This window comes from Mumia sp., from assembly GCF_028803055.1.
Classification (GTDB): Bacteria; Actinomycetota; Actinomycetes; order Propionibacteriales; family Nocardioidaceae; genus Mumia.
Map to the genome: position 1 here is coordinate 1 of NZ_JARBCJ010000071.1, position 14,822 is coordinate 14,822.

The following is a 14,822-nucleotide window of genomic DNA, read 5'->3' on the forward strand; positions in this document are numbered from 1 at the left end:
TGTCGTCCCTGCGGCGATCGAGCTGGGCGTCGGCTTCGTCCCGTACTCGCCGCTCGGACGCGGGTTCCTCGCGGGCTCCGTCGACGTCCTGCCCGACGGCGACATGCGGCACACCTTCCCTCGGTTCGGGGCGGAGGCGCTCGACGCCAACCAGGTCGTGGTCCAGACCGTCCGCCGGGTCGCCGACGAGGTGGGCGCGACACCGGCCCAGGTCGCGCTCGCCTGGCTGTACGAGCACGGGCGACGCCTCGGCCTCCCCGTCGTGCCCATCCCGGGGACGCGCCGGCCCGAGCGTGTCGACGAGAACGTCGGTGCCGTGTCCGTGCGCCTCGACGCCGCCTCGCTGGCCATGCTGGACGACGTCTCGTCCGCCGTGGTCGGCGACCGCTCCGCGGACCCCACCTGGGTCTCCGCGGGACGCGAGTAGGGCTCGGAGGCGCCCCTCGTCCGTCAGCGGCGAGGGAGTAGCCTGGAGCGGCCAACTCGGGCGCGGTCCGCCACGGCGCACCGCCCATGCCCGCCGACACCCAGCCGGAAACGGAGCACACCTGTGCCTGCCTCTGTGATCGACAACGTCGTCAGCCTCTCCAAGCGCCGGGGCTTCGTGTTCCCCAGCGGCGAGATCTACGGAGGCACGCGCTCCGCCTGGGACTACGGTCCGCTCGGCGTCGAGCTCAAGGAGAACATCAAGCGCCAGTGGTGGCGGGCGATGGTCCAGCGCCGCGACGACGTCGTCGGCCTCGACTCGTCCGTGATCCTGCCGCGCCCGGTCTGGGAGGCGTCGGGCCACGTCGACGTCTTCACCGACCCGCTGATCGAGTGCCAGCACTGCCACAAGCGGTTCCGTGAGGATCACCTCCAGGAGGCGTACGCGGCCAAGAAGGGCATCGAGAACCCTGACGACGTGCCGATGGCCGAGGTCGTGTGCCCCCACTGCGGCACCCGTGGTCAGTGGACCGAGCCGCGCCAGTTCTCCGGTCTGCTCAAGACCTTCCTGGGTCCGGTCGACTCCGAGGAGGGCATGCACTACCTGCGTCCCGAGACGGCTCAGGGCATCTTCGTCAACTTCGCGCTCGTGATGGCCGCGGCCCGCAAGAAGCCGCCGTTCGGCATCGCCCAGCTCGGCAAGTCGTTCCGCAACGAGATCACGCCCGGCAACTTCATCTTCCGCACCCGCGAGTTCGAGCAGATGGAGATGGAGTTCTTCGTCAAGCCGGGCACGGACGAGGAGTGGCACCAGTACTGGATCGACGAGCGCATGCGCTGGTACACCGACCTGGGGGTGGCCGCCGACAACCTCCGGCTCTACGAGCACCCGGCCGAGAAGCTGTCGCACTACTCCAAGCGCACCGTCGACATCGAGTACCGCTTCCGCTTCGCCGGCTCGGAGTGGGGCGAGCTCGAGGGTGTCGCCAACCGCACCGACTTCGACCTCGGCACCCACTCCAAGCACTCGGGCAACGACCTCTCCTACTTCGACCAGGAGCTCGGTGAGCGCTGGACGCCGTACGTCATCGAGCCCGCAGCGGGCGTGAACCGGTCGATGATGGCGTTCCTCGTCGACGCCTACCGCGAGGACGAGGCGCCCAACGCCAAGGGCGGTGTCGACAAGCGCACCGTGCTCGCGCTCGACCCGCGCCTCGCGCCGGTCAAGGCCGCGGTGCTGCCGCTCTCGCGCAACGAGCGGCTGAGCCCCGCCGCCCGCGATCTCGCCGCGGAGCTGCGACAGAGCTGGAACGTCGAGTTCGACGACGCCGGCGCGATCGGCCGCCGCTACCGCCGCCAGGACGAGATCGGCACGCCGTTCTGCATCACCGTCGACTTCGACACCCTGGACGACAACGCGGTGACCATCCGCGAGCGCGACACGATGACGCAGGAGCGCGTCGCGCTCGACCAGGTCCCGGCGTACCTCGCGGCGCGGCTGATCGGCGCATGACACGACGTACGGCCCGGGGCGGCGGCCTGGTCGCCCTGGCCGTCGCCGTGGGGCTGGTCCTCGCAGGGTGCAGCGGCGGCGACGCCGCGGGGGCGGCCGCCGCCACGCCGGAGCCGTCGTCCGCGGTGGAGCTCCCCGACGGAGTGGAGCTGACCGAGGCCGGGGCGGAGGTCGCGCTGGGCAAGCCCGCCACGGTCGGCTATCCCGTCGGCGAGGCGGCGAGCGCGATCACGGTGACCGTCTCGTCGGTGAAGCCGGGGAAGATCGCCGACCTCGCGGGATACGTGCTCGACCCGGTGTCGGCGACCTCCACCCCGTACTACGTCGGTGTCCAGGTGCGCAACGACGGTCCTGACCCGCTCGGTGGCGCCGCGGTCCCCGTGTACGGGTTCGACTCGACACCGGCCTACTTCCCCCCGACGACGTTCAGGGGCGAGCCGTACAAGCGTTGTGCGGGTGGTGCGCTGCCGAAGGCCTTCGAGCCGGGCGCGACGTGGAAGGGCTGCTTCGTGCTGCTCGTACCGAAGGGTGCGACGCTGCAGTCGGTGCAGGTACGGACGTCCGATCTCGCCAGCCCGGTCTCCTGGCCCGTCGGCTGAGGCACGCTGGCATGCTTGGCCCATGCGCGAGGTGATGCAGTCCACGAAGCTGGCCGACGTCCTCTACGACATCAGAGGACCGGTTCTCGAGGAGGCCAGGCGCCTCGAGGACGAGGGCCACCGCATCCTCAAGCTCAACATCGGCAACCCCGCGCCGTTCGGGTTCGAGGCACCCGACGAGATCCTCGTCGACATCATCGCCAACCTGCACCAGGCCCAGGGATACAGCGACTCCAAGGGCCTGATGCCCGCGCGCCGGGCGATCGTGCAGCACTACGAGGAGCGCGTCTGCGACGTCGACGTCGAGGACGTCTACATCGGCAACGGCGTGTCCGAGCTCATCGTGATGGCGATGCAGGCGTTGCTCGACGACGGCGACGAGGTGCTCGTGCCGATGCCGGACTATCCGCTGTGGACCGCCGCGGTCAGCCTCGCCGGCGGGACCGCGGTGCACTACCGGTGCGACGAGGCCTCGGACTGGAACCCAGACCTCGACGACCTGCGCTCCAAGGTCACCGACCGCACCAAAGCCGTCGTGGTGATCAACCCCAACAACCCGACCGGTGCCGTCTATGCACCGCAGGTGCTGGAGGAGATCGCGCAGGTGGCGCGCGAGAACGAGCTGATCGTCTACGCCGACGAGATCTACGACAAGATCCTGTACGACGACGCCGAGCACACCTTGATGGCGTCGGTGGCCGACGACATCGTCTGCGTCACCTTCAACGGCCTCTCCAAGGCGTACCGCGTCGCCGGCTTCCGCAGCGGCTGGATGATGATCACCGGCCCGAAGCACCATGCGCGCAGCTACATCGAGGGCCTCAACATGCTGGCCAACATGCGGCTGTGCCCCAACGTGCCGTCCCAGTACGCGATCGCGACCGCGCTCGGGGGTCGGCAGTCGATCAACGCGCTGCTGCTGCCGGGCGGACGGCTCCTCGAGCAGCGCAACCGGGCGTACGAGCTGCTCACCGCGATCCCCGGCGTCAGCTGTGTCAAGCCGAGGGGTGCGCTCTACATGTTCCCGCGGCTGGACCCGCAGATGTACCCGATCGCCGACGACGAGAAGTTCGCCTACGAGCTGCTCCGGGAGCAGAAGCTGCTCGTGGTCCAGGGGACCGGGTTCAACTGGCCGACGCCGGACCACTTCCGGATCGTCACGCTGCCTCGGCTCGAGGACCTCGAGGACGCCGTCGGCCGGATCGCGCGCTTCCTGGAGACCTACGCGTCCTGAGGACGCCCACGACGCCCCGGCGGTGCCTGGCCGCTCGGGTCGGTTGACCGCGCCTGGGAGAATGGACGTCATGCCCACGACCGCTCCCGTACGCCCGTCGCTGCGCCTCGGCGACCTCGAGGTCGCGACACCGGTCGTGCTCGCCCCGATGGCCGGCGTCACCAACGCCGCCTTCCGGCAGCTGTGCGCGGAGCAGGGCGCGGGTCTCTACGTCTGCGAGATGATCACCTCGCGCGGGATCGTCGAGCGCGACCCGATCAGCCTGCGGATGCTGAGCTTCGCCGCGGCGGAGTCGGTGCGCTCGGTCCAGCTGTACGGCATCGACCCCGTCTATATCGGCCGCGCGGTGCAGATCCTCTGCGACGAGTACGGCGTCGCGCACGTCGACCTCAACTTCGGCTGTCCTGTCCCCAAGGTGACCCGCAAGGGTGGCGGTGCCGCTCTGCCGTGGAAGTCGACCTTGCTCGGCGAGATCCTGACCGCGGCCGTCCGTGCCGCGCGACCGTACGGCGTGCCGGTGACGATGAAGACCCGCAAGGGCATCGACGAGGACCACCTGACCTACCTCGACGCCGGACGCATCGCCCAGGAGGCCGGGTGCGCCGCGATCGCGCTGCACGGCCGTACGGCGGCCCAGCACTACTCCGGCCGTGCCGACTGGGAGTCGATCGCCACGCTCAAGCAGGCCGTCGACATCCCGGTGCTCGGCAACGGTGACATCTGGGAGGCCTCCGACGCGCTCGCGATGGTGGAGCAGACCGGCGCCGACGGCGTCGTGGTGGGGCGTGGCTGCCTCGGGCGCCCGTGGCTGTTCCGCGATCTCGCGGCGGCGTTCGCCGGCGAGCAGGACACGGCCATGCCGTCGCTCGGAGAGGTCGCGGGGTGGATGCGGCGGCACGCCGAGCTGCTCTCGGCCGACATGGGCGAGGAGCGCGGGTGCATCGAGTTCCGCAAGCACATCGCGTGGTACCTCAAGGGCTTCCGGGCTGGGGGCGAGATGCGCCACGCGCTCGCGACGATCAGCTCGCTGGGAGCCCTCGACGCGCTGCTCGCCGACCTCGACCACGACGAGCCGTACCCGGTCGCCGAGCTCGGCAAGCCGCGCGGGCGGCAGGGGAGCCCGAAGCGGGTCGCCCTGCCCGACGGCTGGCTGACCTCGCGCGAGGTCACCCACATCGACGCCGCCGCCGAGGACGCAACCTCCGGCGGCTGAGCGCGGACCCCGTCCCCGTTTTGTCGACTTCCGGTCGCTTTCTGCGCCGCAGACCGTCCACAAGTCGACGAAACGCGGACGGCGTCCACAGGTGGGCTCGGCCTGCGCCCCAAGGTGGCCGACGGGAACCACCGTGACCGGGTGAAGCCCATACCCGCCCCCTTGTACGACCGTCCATTCACGAGCACGGAGGCAGCGCGCCACGGACTGTCCGCGCGCGGCCTGCGTGGCCGTCGGTTCCGAGCGCTCTTCCGTGGGGTGCACGTGCGCGCCGACCTGGCCATGACGTGGGTGCTGTGGGTGCGAGCAGGCCTCCTGGTGATGCCCGAGGACGCGCTCGCGAGCCACCTCACCGCACTCCGGCTGTGGGGCCTGGCGCTCCGGTCGCCCCTTCCGTTGCACTTCTCGACGAACACCACCCGTGTCGTGGTCCGCGACGAGATCCGTCTGCACCGGCGTCGCGGGCGCCTGCACGCGTACGTCCGTGACCGCATCGCGTGCACGGGACCGGATCGGACCTACGTCGACTGCGCGACCGTGCTGTCGCTCGTCGAGCTGGTCCAGGCCGCGGACCACCTGCTCCACGCCGGCCACACCACGCTCGCCGGCCTCCGGTCGTACCTCGACGGCTGTCACCTCCACGGCGTGGTCCGTGCCCGGCGCGCTTTCACGCTGGTCCGGGAGCGAGTCGAGTCGCCGATGGAGAGCCTCGTCCGCCTCGCCCTCGTCTTCGCCCGTCTGCCCGAGCCGGAGTGCAACCGCGACATCACCGACGGTGCCGGTGGTTTCGTCGCACGCTGCGATCTGGTGTACGCGCGGTGGCACGTCGTCGTCGAGTACGACGGTGTGTGGCACGAACGCTCGCCGGAGCAACGCGCGTACGACCGGACCCGGCGCGAGCGGCTGGAACGCCTCGGCTGGACCGTCATCGTCGTGCTCGCCGACGACCTGCCCACGATGGAGCGCGTCGTCTGGAGGGTGTACGGCGCTTTGCGCGACCGCGGGTACGACGGGCCGCGCCCCCACCTCAATGCGATGTGGCTCCGCTGGTTCGGGTGACCCCGCGTCGCGCGGTGAAGCGTGTTTGGGGGGGGCGGGGGCCACGACACACCCCCCCAAAACCCCACGAAACGCGGACGGGCGGCTGAGCGACGGCGCGTCAGGCTTCGCCGAGGGCCTCGCGGGCCCGACGTGCGAGAACCAGCTGAGTGGTCGCGAGGGCACGCGCATCAGCCGCATCGAGGGAGCGGCCGCGTGCCGCGACGGGCCCGTCGGGCGTGTGGACGGCGACGTCCGCGACACCCCGCAGACGCTGCAGCGGCCCCTGCGAGAGGGTCACGGACTGCGTCTTCGCGTGCGGGACGACGTCGGTCCGGTGGGTCACCCACCCCTGCTCGGCGACGAAGGCGTGCCCGTCCGACCCCGCCGCACGGAATCGCCAGCCCACGGGCGCGAGCAGCCACGACCGACGCGGCGCCCGCACCTTCGGCACCGCCGACGGATCGACGTCGGCGAACAGCTCGGCAAGGACACGCCGCACCTCCTCCGGCGTCGCCGCCGGGACGAGGGTCGCGCTCCCCGAGTCGTCGGAGTCGCGCGAGGCGCCGGCGACGGTGACCTCGGCGCGGTGGAGGTGCAGCGGCCGCCACAGCGCCGCCTGGCGGGAGACGACCGCCTGCACCCGGTCGTACGGGATTGTCTGCGAGATCCGCGAGAGCAACCCGCGCGTGACATGGAGCCCGGTGGGAGCGCGCCGCAGCGTGAAGCCCCACTGAGCGATCACGCGCGACATGATCACCTGGCCCGCCCACAGCAGCAGGGGGACCACACCGAAGACGATCAGGCCGGGGAACACGACTCCGCCGACCACGAGTGCCGTCAAGAACACCGCGGGGGTCAGGAACTCCGCTGACAGGACGGTCGCCACCACGAGTCGGGTCGGGGGTACGACGAGGATCGGCGGGGAGAGATCGAGAGATGGCACCGGTGGCGGACCCGGCGGGGCAGTGCCGGCCCCGTCCGAGCCTGCGACACCGGGCGCGGCCGGCGCGGGGACCGCCGCGGTTTCCCGCAGGGCCTGCGAGCCTGCCTCGTACGCCCGTTGCAGGAGCATCGCGCGCAGCCGGTCGGCCTCGCCGCGCCGGAGGTACTGGAGCGAGACACGTGAGTCGTCGCCACCCGCCAGCTCGATCCTGAGCTCGCACAGCCCGAAGATCCGGGCGGCGAACGGCTCGGCCACGTCGACGGACTGGATCCGCTCGTACGGCGCGCGCCGCGAGCGTCGTGTGAGGACGCCGCTCTCCACCCGGACCTCGCGCCCGTCGATGAAGTAGCGCGTGAACCGCCACGACAGGTAGCCGAACGCGATCCCGAGGACCGCGGCGGCGGCCACGATGGCGAGCCCGATCCACAGTGCCGACAGCAGGCTGCGCTCCGGCCCGCCCTCGAGGACGTCGCGTCCGAATCCGACGAGACCGGCCGCGACCCACAGCCACACCCGCACCAGCGCGCTCGCCGGGTGCGTCCGCTGTCCGACCGCGGGAAGCGCCTCCTGCGGGGGGAGCGCCGGGTGCTCAGATCCCGGAGCCACGGGTCTTCCGGAGCTCGGTCAGCCGGTCGCGGAGTCGGGCGGCCTCGTCGGAGGGGATCCCGGGGATCACGGCCGAGGTGTGGGAGCTCGCGGTGTGCAGCGAGACCTTGGCGATCCCGAGCGAACGCTCCAACGGACCGGCCGTGACGTCGACGTACTGGACACGGCCGTACGGGACCGCGACGATCTTGCGCCACGCGACTCCGTGGCGGATCCACAGGTCCTCGGCGTTCTCGGCGAAGCCCCACGCCGCCTGGTTGCGGGCCGCCCAGAACCAGCCCCAGACGAGAACGGCGACCGCGACGCCCGCCACGGCGGCGACCGGCCACCACCACTGGAGCAGGAGCGCGAGGGCGACACAGACCACGACCGCGGGAACCACCGTCCACAGCACCAGGACGAGGCGGTGCAGCGTGCGCAGCTTGACCGAGACGGGGTGCCACGTCTCGGCGGGTGGTGCGAAGAGCGGATCCACGCTCCGACCCTATCGGGGGCCGTCGGCGGAACCCCGCCGGTCCGGCGTCGCGGACCTCGGATCACCGCAACCCGTAGACGGATAAGTCGTCCTGGGCAACAATGAGCCGCAGGCCCGTCCCGGGTCGTCTCCACTTCACTCGGATCGTGCGGCACGTTCCTGCCGCTGAAGGGATGTATCAGTCATGGCATCTGTCACCTTCGAGAAGGCGACGCGCGTCTTCCCGGGCCAGGAGCGGCCCGCCGTCGACAAGCTCGAGCTCGAGGTCAACGACGGCGAGCTCCTCGTCCTCGTCGGGCCCTCAGGCTGCGGCAAGTCCACCTCCCTGCGGATGCTCGCGGGACTGGAGGACGTCGACGCCGGCCGGATCCTCATCGGGACCCGCGAGGTCACCGACCTCCCGCCCAAGTCCCGCGACATCGCGATGGTCTTCCAGAACTACGCGCTCTATCCGCACATGTCGGTCGCCGAGAACATGGGCTTCGCGCTCAAGATCGCCGGCAAGTCCAAGAGCGAGATCAAGTCACGTGTCGCCGAGGCTGCTGACATGCTGGGACTGACCGAGTACCTCGACCGCAAGCCGAAGGCGCTCTCGGGCGGCCAGCGCCAGCGCGTCGCCATGGGCCGCGCGATCGTACGGTCGCCGCAGGTGTTCCTCATGGACGAGCCGCTGTCGAACCTCGACGCCAAGCTGCGCGTCCAGACCCGCGCACAGATCGCGCAGCTGCAGCGCCGTCTCGGCACCACCACGGTCTACGTGACGCACGACCAGGTCGAGGCGATGACGCTCGGCGACCGGGTCGCGGTCATGAAGGACGGTGTCCTCCAGCAGATCGACACCCCCCGTGCGACGTACGACGCGCCCAACAACGTCTTCGTCGCGGGCTTCCTCGGCTCTCCGGCGATGAACCTCTTCGAGGTGGAGGTCACCGAGGGAGGAGTCAAGGTCGGCGACACCGTCGTGCCGGTGACGCGCGAGGTGCTCGCGCACGCCGACGCCGCCACGGTCACGCTGGGCGTCCGCCCGGAGGACATGGCGCTCGGTGAGCAGGGGATCGCGACCGTCGTCGACGTCGTCGAGGAGCTCGGCTCGGACGCGTTCGCCTACGGCCACACCAAGCACGATGACAAGGACCAGCTCCTCGTCTCCCGGGTCAACTGGCGTACGCCGCCGGCCATCGGCGACGTCGTCCACCTCACGGTCGACCCTGAGCGCGTCCACGTCTTCTCGAAGGCGACCGGCCTGCGTCTCGGCTGAGCGACGGGCGGGGCGCCGGCGTCACGGCGTCCCGCCCGCACGCCGGCCCTCGCTCGCGAGGGCGGCTGACCCGAGGGCGGCGGCCCCGAGCGCGGCGGCCGGATAGTCGACGGGCAGCGCGAGCGTCCGCTCCCGCAGCCGCATGCTCGACACGAACGCCGAGGCGGTCGCGTCGGCGTCCATCCGCGCGAACAACGGTTTGGTCACGCGGTCGCCGAGCCGCATCACGCCACCCGTCAGCACCACGCGTGCCGGGTCCACCGCAAGGGTCACGATGCGGACCGCTTCCACGAGCCGACCCACGAACGACTCACGGACGGCGATCGCCCGCTCGTCCCCGGCGTCGGCGGCGTCGAACATCGCGACCGGCTGGGGGGAGGGACCGTCGTACGGCCACTGGCGTGCGAGTCCGCGACCCGAGGCGTAGAGCTCGAGGCACCCACGCTGCCCGCACGTGCAGAGGGGCCCGTCCTCGACGACGGTGAGGTGCCCGACCTCACCCGCGAGCCCCGACGCGCCGTGCCGGAGCCGCCCGCCGAGGACGAGGCCCGCGGCGAGGCCGGTCCCGACAGACAGCAGCGCGAGGTCCTGGGGCTCGCCGCGCGAGCGGAGCCAGGTGGCGGCGCCGGACGCTGCCGCGTTCACGTCGTTGTTGACGGTCACCGGGATCGACAGGGCCTGGCTGAGCACGCCCCGGAGATCGAGCGGGTGGTGGACGTCGAGGTTGACGGCGTTGGTCAGCACACCGGCCGCGTCGACCGCACCGGGGATCCCGACGCCCGCCGCGACGAGCGTCGTCCCGCTCGGCAGCCTCTCGACCAGCCGCCTGACCACCTCCAGCGCGGTGGCGACGACCCCGGCCGGGCCCGGTGCCGTGGGGAGGCGGGCCTCCGCCAGCACCTCGTCGGGACGGGCTTGGTCGGCGGCGATGCCGTGGACCTTGGTCCCGCCGATGTCCAACCCGATGGTGGTGGCGATCATCGTTCCTCTCGGTGGGGACCGTCGGGTGCGGGTGCGGGTGCGGGTGCCGTCGCCCGCCGTGCGCGGTCGATCGCCTCGCCGACGGCCCGGGACGGGGGCAGAGAGCCCCCCCACCCTCGTACGACGCGGGGGAGGGCGTCGATCTCGGGCGCGGGCCAGCCCAGCTCCACCACGACGGCGTCGGGGCGCGCGTCGACGAGAGTACGGAGCCACGCCCAGCTGTCGGCATGAGAGGCGGCAGCGCGGGCGACGACCACGAGCGGACCGTCGTGTCCCCGCAGGTCGGTCGCCGAGGGGTGGCCGTCGACGACCGAGACGACGGAGGCGCCGGTGACGCCGAGATCTCCCCACGCCGCGTCCCCGACGGCCATGTTGGCGCCGGTCTCGAGGCGGACGACGAGGGGTGGCCCGTCGCCGACGGTCCCCACCTCGCCGACGACCGCCACGGCGGCGCGCCGCCCGGCGGCTCGCCCGGTCTCGACCAGCGTCGGGTCGGCCGGCCTCGCGCCTGTCGCATAAGCGGCGCTCAGCGCGTCCACCCGCGCGGCGGCGTCGTACAACCGCTCGACGGGAAGCGTCCCGTCCCCGACGGCGGCGACGACGGCGTCGACGACGTCGCGCACCTCGTCCCGCCCGCGTCCACGCAGCGAGGGCCCGATGCACAGCAGGTCGGCCCCCGCGGCGAGGGACGCCACGGCGGCCGCCGGGACACCGATCATGGCGCTCGCGCCCGCCATGTCGAGGGCATCGGTGATGATGACGCCGCTGAACCCGAGCTCGCCGCGGAGGAGCCCGGTGAGGATCCTCGGGCTCAGCGTCGCCGGACGCTCGGGGTCGAGCGCGGGCAGCACGATGTGAGAGGTCATGATCGTCGCGGCGCCGGCCGCGCTCGCCGCCACGAAGGGGACGAGCTCGCGCCTCAGGAGAGTGGAGAGGTCCGCGTCGACACGGGGGAGCGCCAGGTGGGAGTCGGTGGAGGTGTCGCCGTGGCCCGGGAAGTGCTTCACGCACGCGGCGACACCCTGGCTCTGGAGCCCACGCACCCACGCCGCGGTGTGGCGGGCGACGAGGGCGGGATCGGCGCCGAAGCTGCGGGTCCCGATCACCGGGTTGCGCGGGTTGGAGTTGACGTCGGCGTCCGGCGCGAGGTCGAGCGAGATCCCGGCCGCCTTGAGCTCCGCGCCGATCGCGCGAGCGACGGCGCCGGTGGTCCTCAGGTCGTCGGCGCGACCGAGCACGGCGTTGCCCGGGTACGGGCTGCTGTCGGCGTAGTGCAACCGGGTGACGTCACCGCCCTCTTCGTCGAGGGCCAGCACCAGCGAGGGACACGCGGCGGCCAGCGCCCGGCCGAGGCTCGCGACCTCGAGGGGGTCGGCGGCGAGGTTGTTGCCGTAGAGGCAGATCCCGCCGAGCCCGTCGTCGGCCAGGCCGGCCAACCATCCGGGCACCGAGGTCCCCTCGAACGCGCCGAGGACGGTCCGGTGCGCGGCTCGGCGTACGGAGGCGTCGGCGATCATCCCTCGCTCACCCGGTCAGTCCATCGGACGGGGCCGCCGCCGGTCAAGCGCCCCAGGTCCGAGCGGTGGACGGCGGAGCCGGATTGACCCGAATGGGACCCGGGTGGGACACTAGGAGACGGCGTCGTCCGTCCCACGACGGCTCGCCGGTCAAGGGTCACTCGACAGGCCGGCTCGACCTTCCGGATGCGGCGTCGCCCCGCCCATCAGTCCCGATGAGAAGGAATCCGATGGCCAAGGCTCTCCTCGGCTACGTGGCGACGCCGAGCGTCCACCAGCAGGTCCGCGAAACCCAGCTTCGCCGACGCATCGCCGATCTCGAGGCGGAGGTGGTCCGGCTCAAGCACGAGAACGACGAGCTGAGCGCCTCGACCGACCTCGACCAGGTGCGTCTGTCGACTGCCGACCTGCTGGAGACCGCCGGCTCCTGACCCGTCGGGTCCCCTCTGGGTCCGACGGGGGCGTGGCGCTGCCCCGGGCGTGGCGCGACGGGCGACCGGTGTCGGTCGCCTACCCTGAGAGCGGCATCCTTCCCCGCTGCCCGCAGTCCCTGTCGTACGCGTGAAGGAGCATGGCTTGCATCTCAAGAGCCTGACGCTGCGTGGGTTCAAGTCCTTCGCGTCTGCCACCCACCTCCAGCTCGAGCCCGGCATCACCTGTGTCGTCGGACCCAACGGCTCCGGCAAGTCCAACGTCGTCGACGCCCTCGCCTGGGTCATGGGCGAGCAGGGGGCCAAGTCGCTGCGCGGCGGCAAGATGGAGGACGTCATCTTCGCCGGGACCGCGGGTCGGGCGCCGCTCGGGCGCGCGGAGGTCGTCCTCACGATCGACAACGCCGACGGTGCGCTCCCGATCGAGTACGCCGAGGTGACGATCTCGCGCACGATGTTCCGCAACGGCGGCTCCGAGTACGCGATCAACGGCAACCACTGCCGGCTCCTCGACGTGCAGGAGCTGCTCAGCGACTCCGGCATCGGTCGTGAGATGCACGTGATCGTCGGCCAGGGCCAGCTCGACTCCGTCCTCCGGGCGTCGCCGGAGGAACGCCGAGGCTTCATCGAGGAGGCGGCCGGTGTTCTCAAGCACCGCAAGCGCAAGGAGAAGGCGCTCCGCAAGCTCGACGCGACCGACGGCAACCTGACTCGTCTCCAGGACCTCCTCGCCGAGATCCGTCGCCAGCTCAAGCCGCTGGGCCGCCAGGCGGAGGTGGCCCGCAGGGCTGCGGTCGTCCAGGCCGACGTCCGCGACGCCCGAGCGCGGCTGCTCGCCGACGACGTCGTCCGTGCCCGCGAGGTCCTGCGCTCGGAGCTCGCCGACGAGGAGGCGCTCAAGCACCGGCGTGCCGCCGTCGAGGGAGCCGTCCATCAGATGCGCGACGAGGAGGCGGCGCTCGAGGACGCGCTGCGTGCCGACGCGCCGCGGCTGCAGGAGGCGCAGGACACCTGGTACGGCCTCACCAGCATGCGCGAGCGCGTCCAGGGCACGGCCGGTCTCGCCGCCGAGCGGGTCCGCAACGCCGCCGCGCTCCCTCCTGACGAGCGACGGGGTCGCGACCCCGAGGAGCTCGAGGACGAGGCCGGTCGGTTCGAGGCCCAGGAGAAGGCGATCGCCGAGGAGGTCGCCGCCGCCGAGAAGGGGCTCCAGGACGCGATCGCCGCCCGCAAGGAGGCAGAGCAGGCCTTCCAGGTCGAGGACCGCCGCATCGCCGACCTCGTCCGAGCCGCCTCCGACCGGCGTGAAGGGCTCGCGCGTCTCACCGGTCAGGTCAACACGCTCCGCACGAGGGTCCTCGCCGCGGAAGAGGAGATTGGTCGGCTCGAGGAGAACCGCCTGCTCGCCGAGCAGCGCGCCCAGCGCGCTCAGCACGAGTTCACGGTCGCCGAGACGCAGGTGGCGGGTCTCGGGTCGGGTGAGACCGGCCTGGCCGCGGAGATCGAGGCCGCCGAGGCCGCGCTCGCCGACGCGACCGAGCGGCTTGCCAAGACCAAGGACGCGGTCCACTCCGCCGATCGCGAGCGTGCAGCTCTCGAGGCACGCAAGGAGGCCCTCGAGATGGGTCTCGCGCGCAAGGACGGTGCCGGTGCCGTGCTCGGCGCCTCCGACCGGCTCGGCGGTGTCCTGGGCTCGGTCGCCGCGGTCATGACGGTGCGGGAGGGGTACGAGACGGCCGTGGCCGCAGCCCTGGGCCCGGCCGCCGATGCCGTCGCCGTCGACACGCTGGAGACCGCGCTCAGCGCCGTCGCGTCGTTGAAGGAGGGCGCAGACGGCCGCGCCGGACTCGTCCTCGGATCGGCCGAGGCCGGCGACCGGACGTCGTGGCCGTCGCTGCCCTCTGGTGCCTCGTACGCCCTCGACGTCGTGGAGGCTCCGGCCGGGGTGCACGCGGCGCTCGGTCGCCTGCTCGACCGTGTCGCGGTCGTCGATGACGTCGAGGCGGCGCGCGCCCTGGTCGAGCGGATGCCGGCGGTCGTCGCGGTGACGCGCGACGGCGACCTGGTCGGTGGCCACTACGTGGCCGGGGGTTCGCAGGACGTCCCGAGCCTCATCGAGGTCCAGGCCGCGGTCGACCACGCCGGTGAGAGCCTCCGCGAGGTCGCTGCCCGTCGCGACGAGCTGGACGTGGAGGTCGCCGACCTGACGGTGCAGCGCGACGAGGCCAAGCAGCGCCTCGACGTCGCGGTCGCGAAGCGCCGCGAGTCGGAGGCGAAGTCGAACGCCCTGACCGAGAAGCTCGCCCAGCTCGGGTCGACCGTCAAGGCGGCCAAGGACGAGGCGACCCGCGTCGCGGCCGCGATCACGACGGCGCAGAAGGCGCGCGACGACGCGGCCTCCGGTCTCGTCGAGCTCGAGCAGCGCCTCGCGGACGCCGAGGAGGCGCCCGAGGACGAGCCGGACAACAGCGCGAGGGAAGAGCTCGCCGAGGCGGCTCGGGCGAGCCGCGCCGCGGAGACCGACGCGCGGCTGGCCCTGCGGACGAGCGAGGAGCGGGCTCGCGCGATCTCTGGCCGCGCGGCCG

At 72.1% G+C, this 14,822-nt stretch carries 13 protein-coding genes; 9 read left to right on the forward strand and 4 right to left on the reverse strand.

From position 1 onward, the window contains the following. The 6 genes from PV363_RS08760 to PV363_RS08785 all read left to right on the forward strand — a co-directional run. Positions 1 to 427: aldo/keto reductase (locus tag PV363_RS08760; protein ID WP_301022142.1), on the forward strand; the 427-nt coding region annotated here is incomplete at its 5' end. Between the two features lie 123 nt (positions 428 to 550). Beyond that, positions 551 to 1,939, forward strand: coding sequence for a glycine--tRNA ligase (locus tag PV363_RS08765; RefSeq protein ID WP_220341210.1), 1,389 nt, complete (start codon positions 551 to 553; stop codon positions 1,937 to 1,939). Further along, complete coding sequence (locus PV363_RS08770; protein WP_301022143.1) at positions 1,936 to 2,538, forward strand: hypothetical protein; 603 nt, start codon at positions 1,936 to 1,938, stop codon at positions 2,536 to 2,538. Before PV363_RS08765 ends, PV363_RS08770 begins: the two co-directional genes overlap by 4 nt. Before the next feature lie 22 nt (positions 2,539 to 2,560). Continuing rightward, positions 2,561 to 3,772 (forward strand): pyridoxal phosphate-dependent aminotransferase, encoded by a 1,212-nt coding sequence (locus PV363_RS08775; RefSeq protein WP_220341212.1) that lies wholly within the window; start codon positions 2,561 to 2,563, stop codon positions 3,770 to 3,772. 70 nt (positions 3,773 to 3,842) lie between these two features. Beyond that, a complete protein-coding gene (dusB, locus tag PV363_RS08780) occupies positions 3,843 to 4,985 on the forward strand; it encodes a tRNA dihydrouridine synthase DusB (RefSeq protein ID WP_220341213.1) in 1,143 nt (380 codons plus the stop codon). A 141-nt stretch (positions 4,986 to 5,126) separates the two neighbouring features. After that, positions 5,127 to 6,044, forward strand: a complete 918-nt coding sequence (locus PV363_RS08785; RefSeq protein WP_220346867.1) for a DUF559 domain-containing protein — start codon at positions 5,127 to 5,129, stop codon at positions 6,042 to 6,044. Between the two features lie 100 nt (positions 6,045 to 6,144). Here PV363_RS08785 and PV363_RS08790 read toward each other — a convergent pair whose 3' ends face one another. Next, positions 6,145 to 7,575, reverse strand: a complete 1,431-nt coding sequence (locus PV363_RS08790) for a PH domain-containing protein (protein WP_220341215.1) — start codon at positions 7,573 to 7,575, stop codon at positions 6,145 to 6,147. Then, positions 7,559 to 8,050, reverse strand: a complete 492-nt coding sequence (locus tag PV363_RS08795; protein ID WP_220341216.1) for a PH domain-containing protein — start codon at positions 8,048 to 8,050, stop codon at positions 7,559 to 7,561. Before PV363_RS08795 ends, PV363_RS08790 begins: the two co-directional genes overlap by 17 nt. 184 nt (positions 8,051 to 8,234) lie before the next feature. On the opposite strand from PV363_RS08795, the gene ugpC reads away from it, so the two are divergent. Next, positions 8,235 to 9,308 carry a sn-glycerol-3-phosphate ABC transporter ATP-binding protein UgpC gene (gene ugpC, locus PV363_RS08800; protein WP_220341217.1) on the forward strand — a complete coding sequence of 358 codons (1,074 nt, stop codon included), beginning with the start codon at positions 8,235 to 8,237 and terminating at the stop codon, positions 9,306 to 9,308. A gap of 21 nt (positions 9,309 to 9,329) precedes the next feature. Here the strand turns inward: ugpC and PV363_RS08805 are convergent, their stop codons facing one another. Both PV363_RS08805 and PV363_RS08810 read right to left on the reverse strand, forming a co-directional pair. Beyond that, on the reverse strand, positions 9,330 to 10,289 hold the full coding sequence (locus PV363_RS08805; RefSeq protein ID WP_301022144.1) for an ROK family protein: 960 nt from the start codon (positions 10,287 to 10,289) through the stop codon (positions 9,330 to 9,332). Next, on the reverse strand, positions 10,286 to 11,806 hold the full coding sequence (locus tag PV363_RS08810; RefSeq protein ID WP_301022145.1) for a glycoside hydrolase family 3 N-terminal domain-containing protein: 1,521 nt from the start codon (positions 11,804 to 11,806) through the stop codon (positions 10,286 to 10,288). Before PV363_RS08810 ends, PV363_RS08805 begins: the two co-directional genes overlap by 4 nt. A 230-nt stretch (positions 11,807 to 12,036) precedes the next feature. On the opposite strand from PV363_RS08810, the gene PV363_RS08815 reads away from it, so the two are divergent. Beyond that, positions 12,037 to 12,237 (forward strand): hypothetical protein, encoded by a 201-nt coding sequence (locus tag PV363_RS08815; protein WP_220341220.1) that lies wholly within the window; start codon positions 12,037 to 12,039, stop codon positions 12,235 to 12,237. A gap of 145 nt (positions 12,238 to 12,382) precedes the next feature. Continuing rightward, positions 12,383 to 14,822 (forward strand): chromosome segregation protein SMC (gene smc, locus PV363_RS08820; protein WP_301022146.1); only part of this gene is annotated, 2,440 nt, incomplete at its 3' end.

Excerpts from the sequence above, each read along its gene's own strand:
- PV363_RS08770 (WP_301022143.1), top strand. The coding sequence starts at position 1,936 with ATGACACGACGTACGGCCCGGGGCGGCGGCCTGGTCGCCCTGGCCGTC.
- PV363_RS08775 (WP_220341212.1), top strand. The coding sequence starts at position 2,561 with ATGCGCGAGGTGATGCAGTCCACGAAGCTGGCCGACGTCCTCTACGAC.
- dusB (WP_220341213.1), top strand. The coding sequence starts at position 3,843 with ATGCCCACGACCGCTCCCGTACGCCCGTCGCTGCGCCTCGGCGACCTC.
- ugpC (WP_220341217.1), top strand. The coding sequence starts at position 8,235 with ATGGCATCTGTCACCTTCGAGAAGGCGACGCGCGTCTTCCCGGGCCAG.
- PV363_RS08805 (WP_301022144.1), bottom strand. The coding sequence starts at position 10,289 with ATGATCGCCACCACCATCGGGTTGGACATCGGCGGGACCAAGGTCCAC.
- PV363_RS08810 (WP_301022145.1), bottom strand. The coding sequence starts at position 11,806 with ATGATCGCCGACGCCTCCGTACGCCGAGCCGCGCACCGGACCGTCCTC.
- PV363_RS08815 (WP_220341220.1), top strand. The coding sequence starts at position 12,037 with ATGGCCAAGGCTCTCCTCGGCTACGTGGCGACGCCGAGCGTCCACCAG.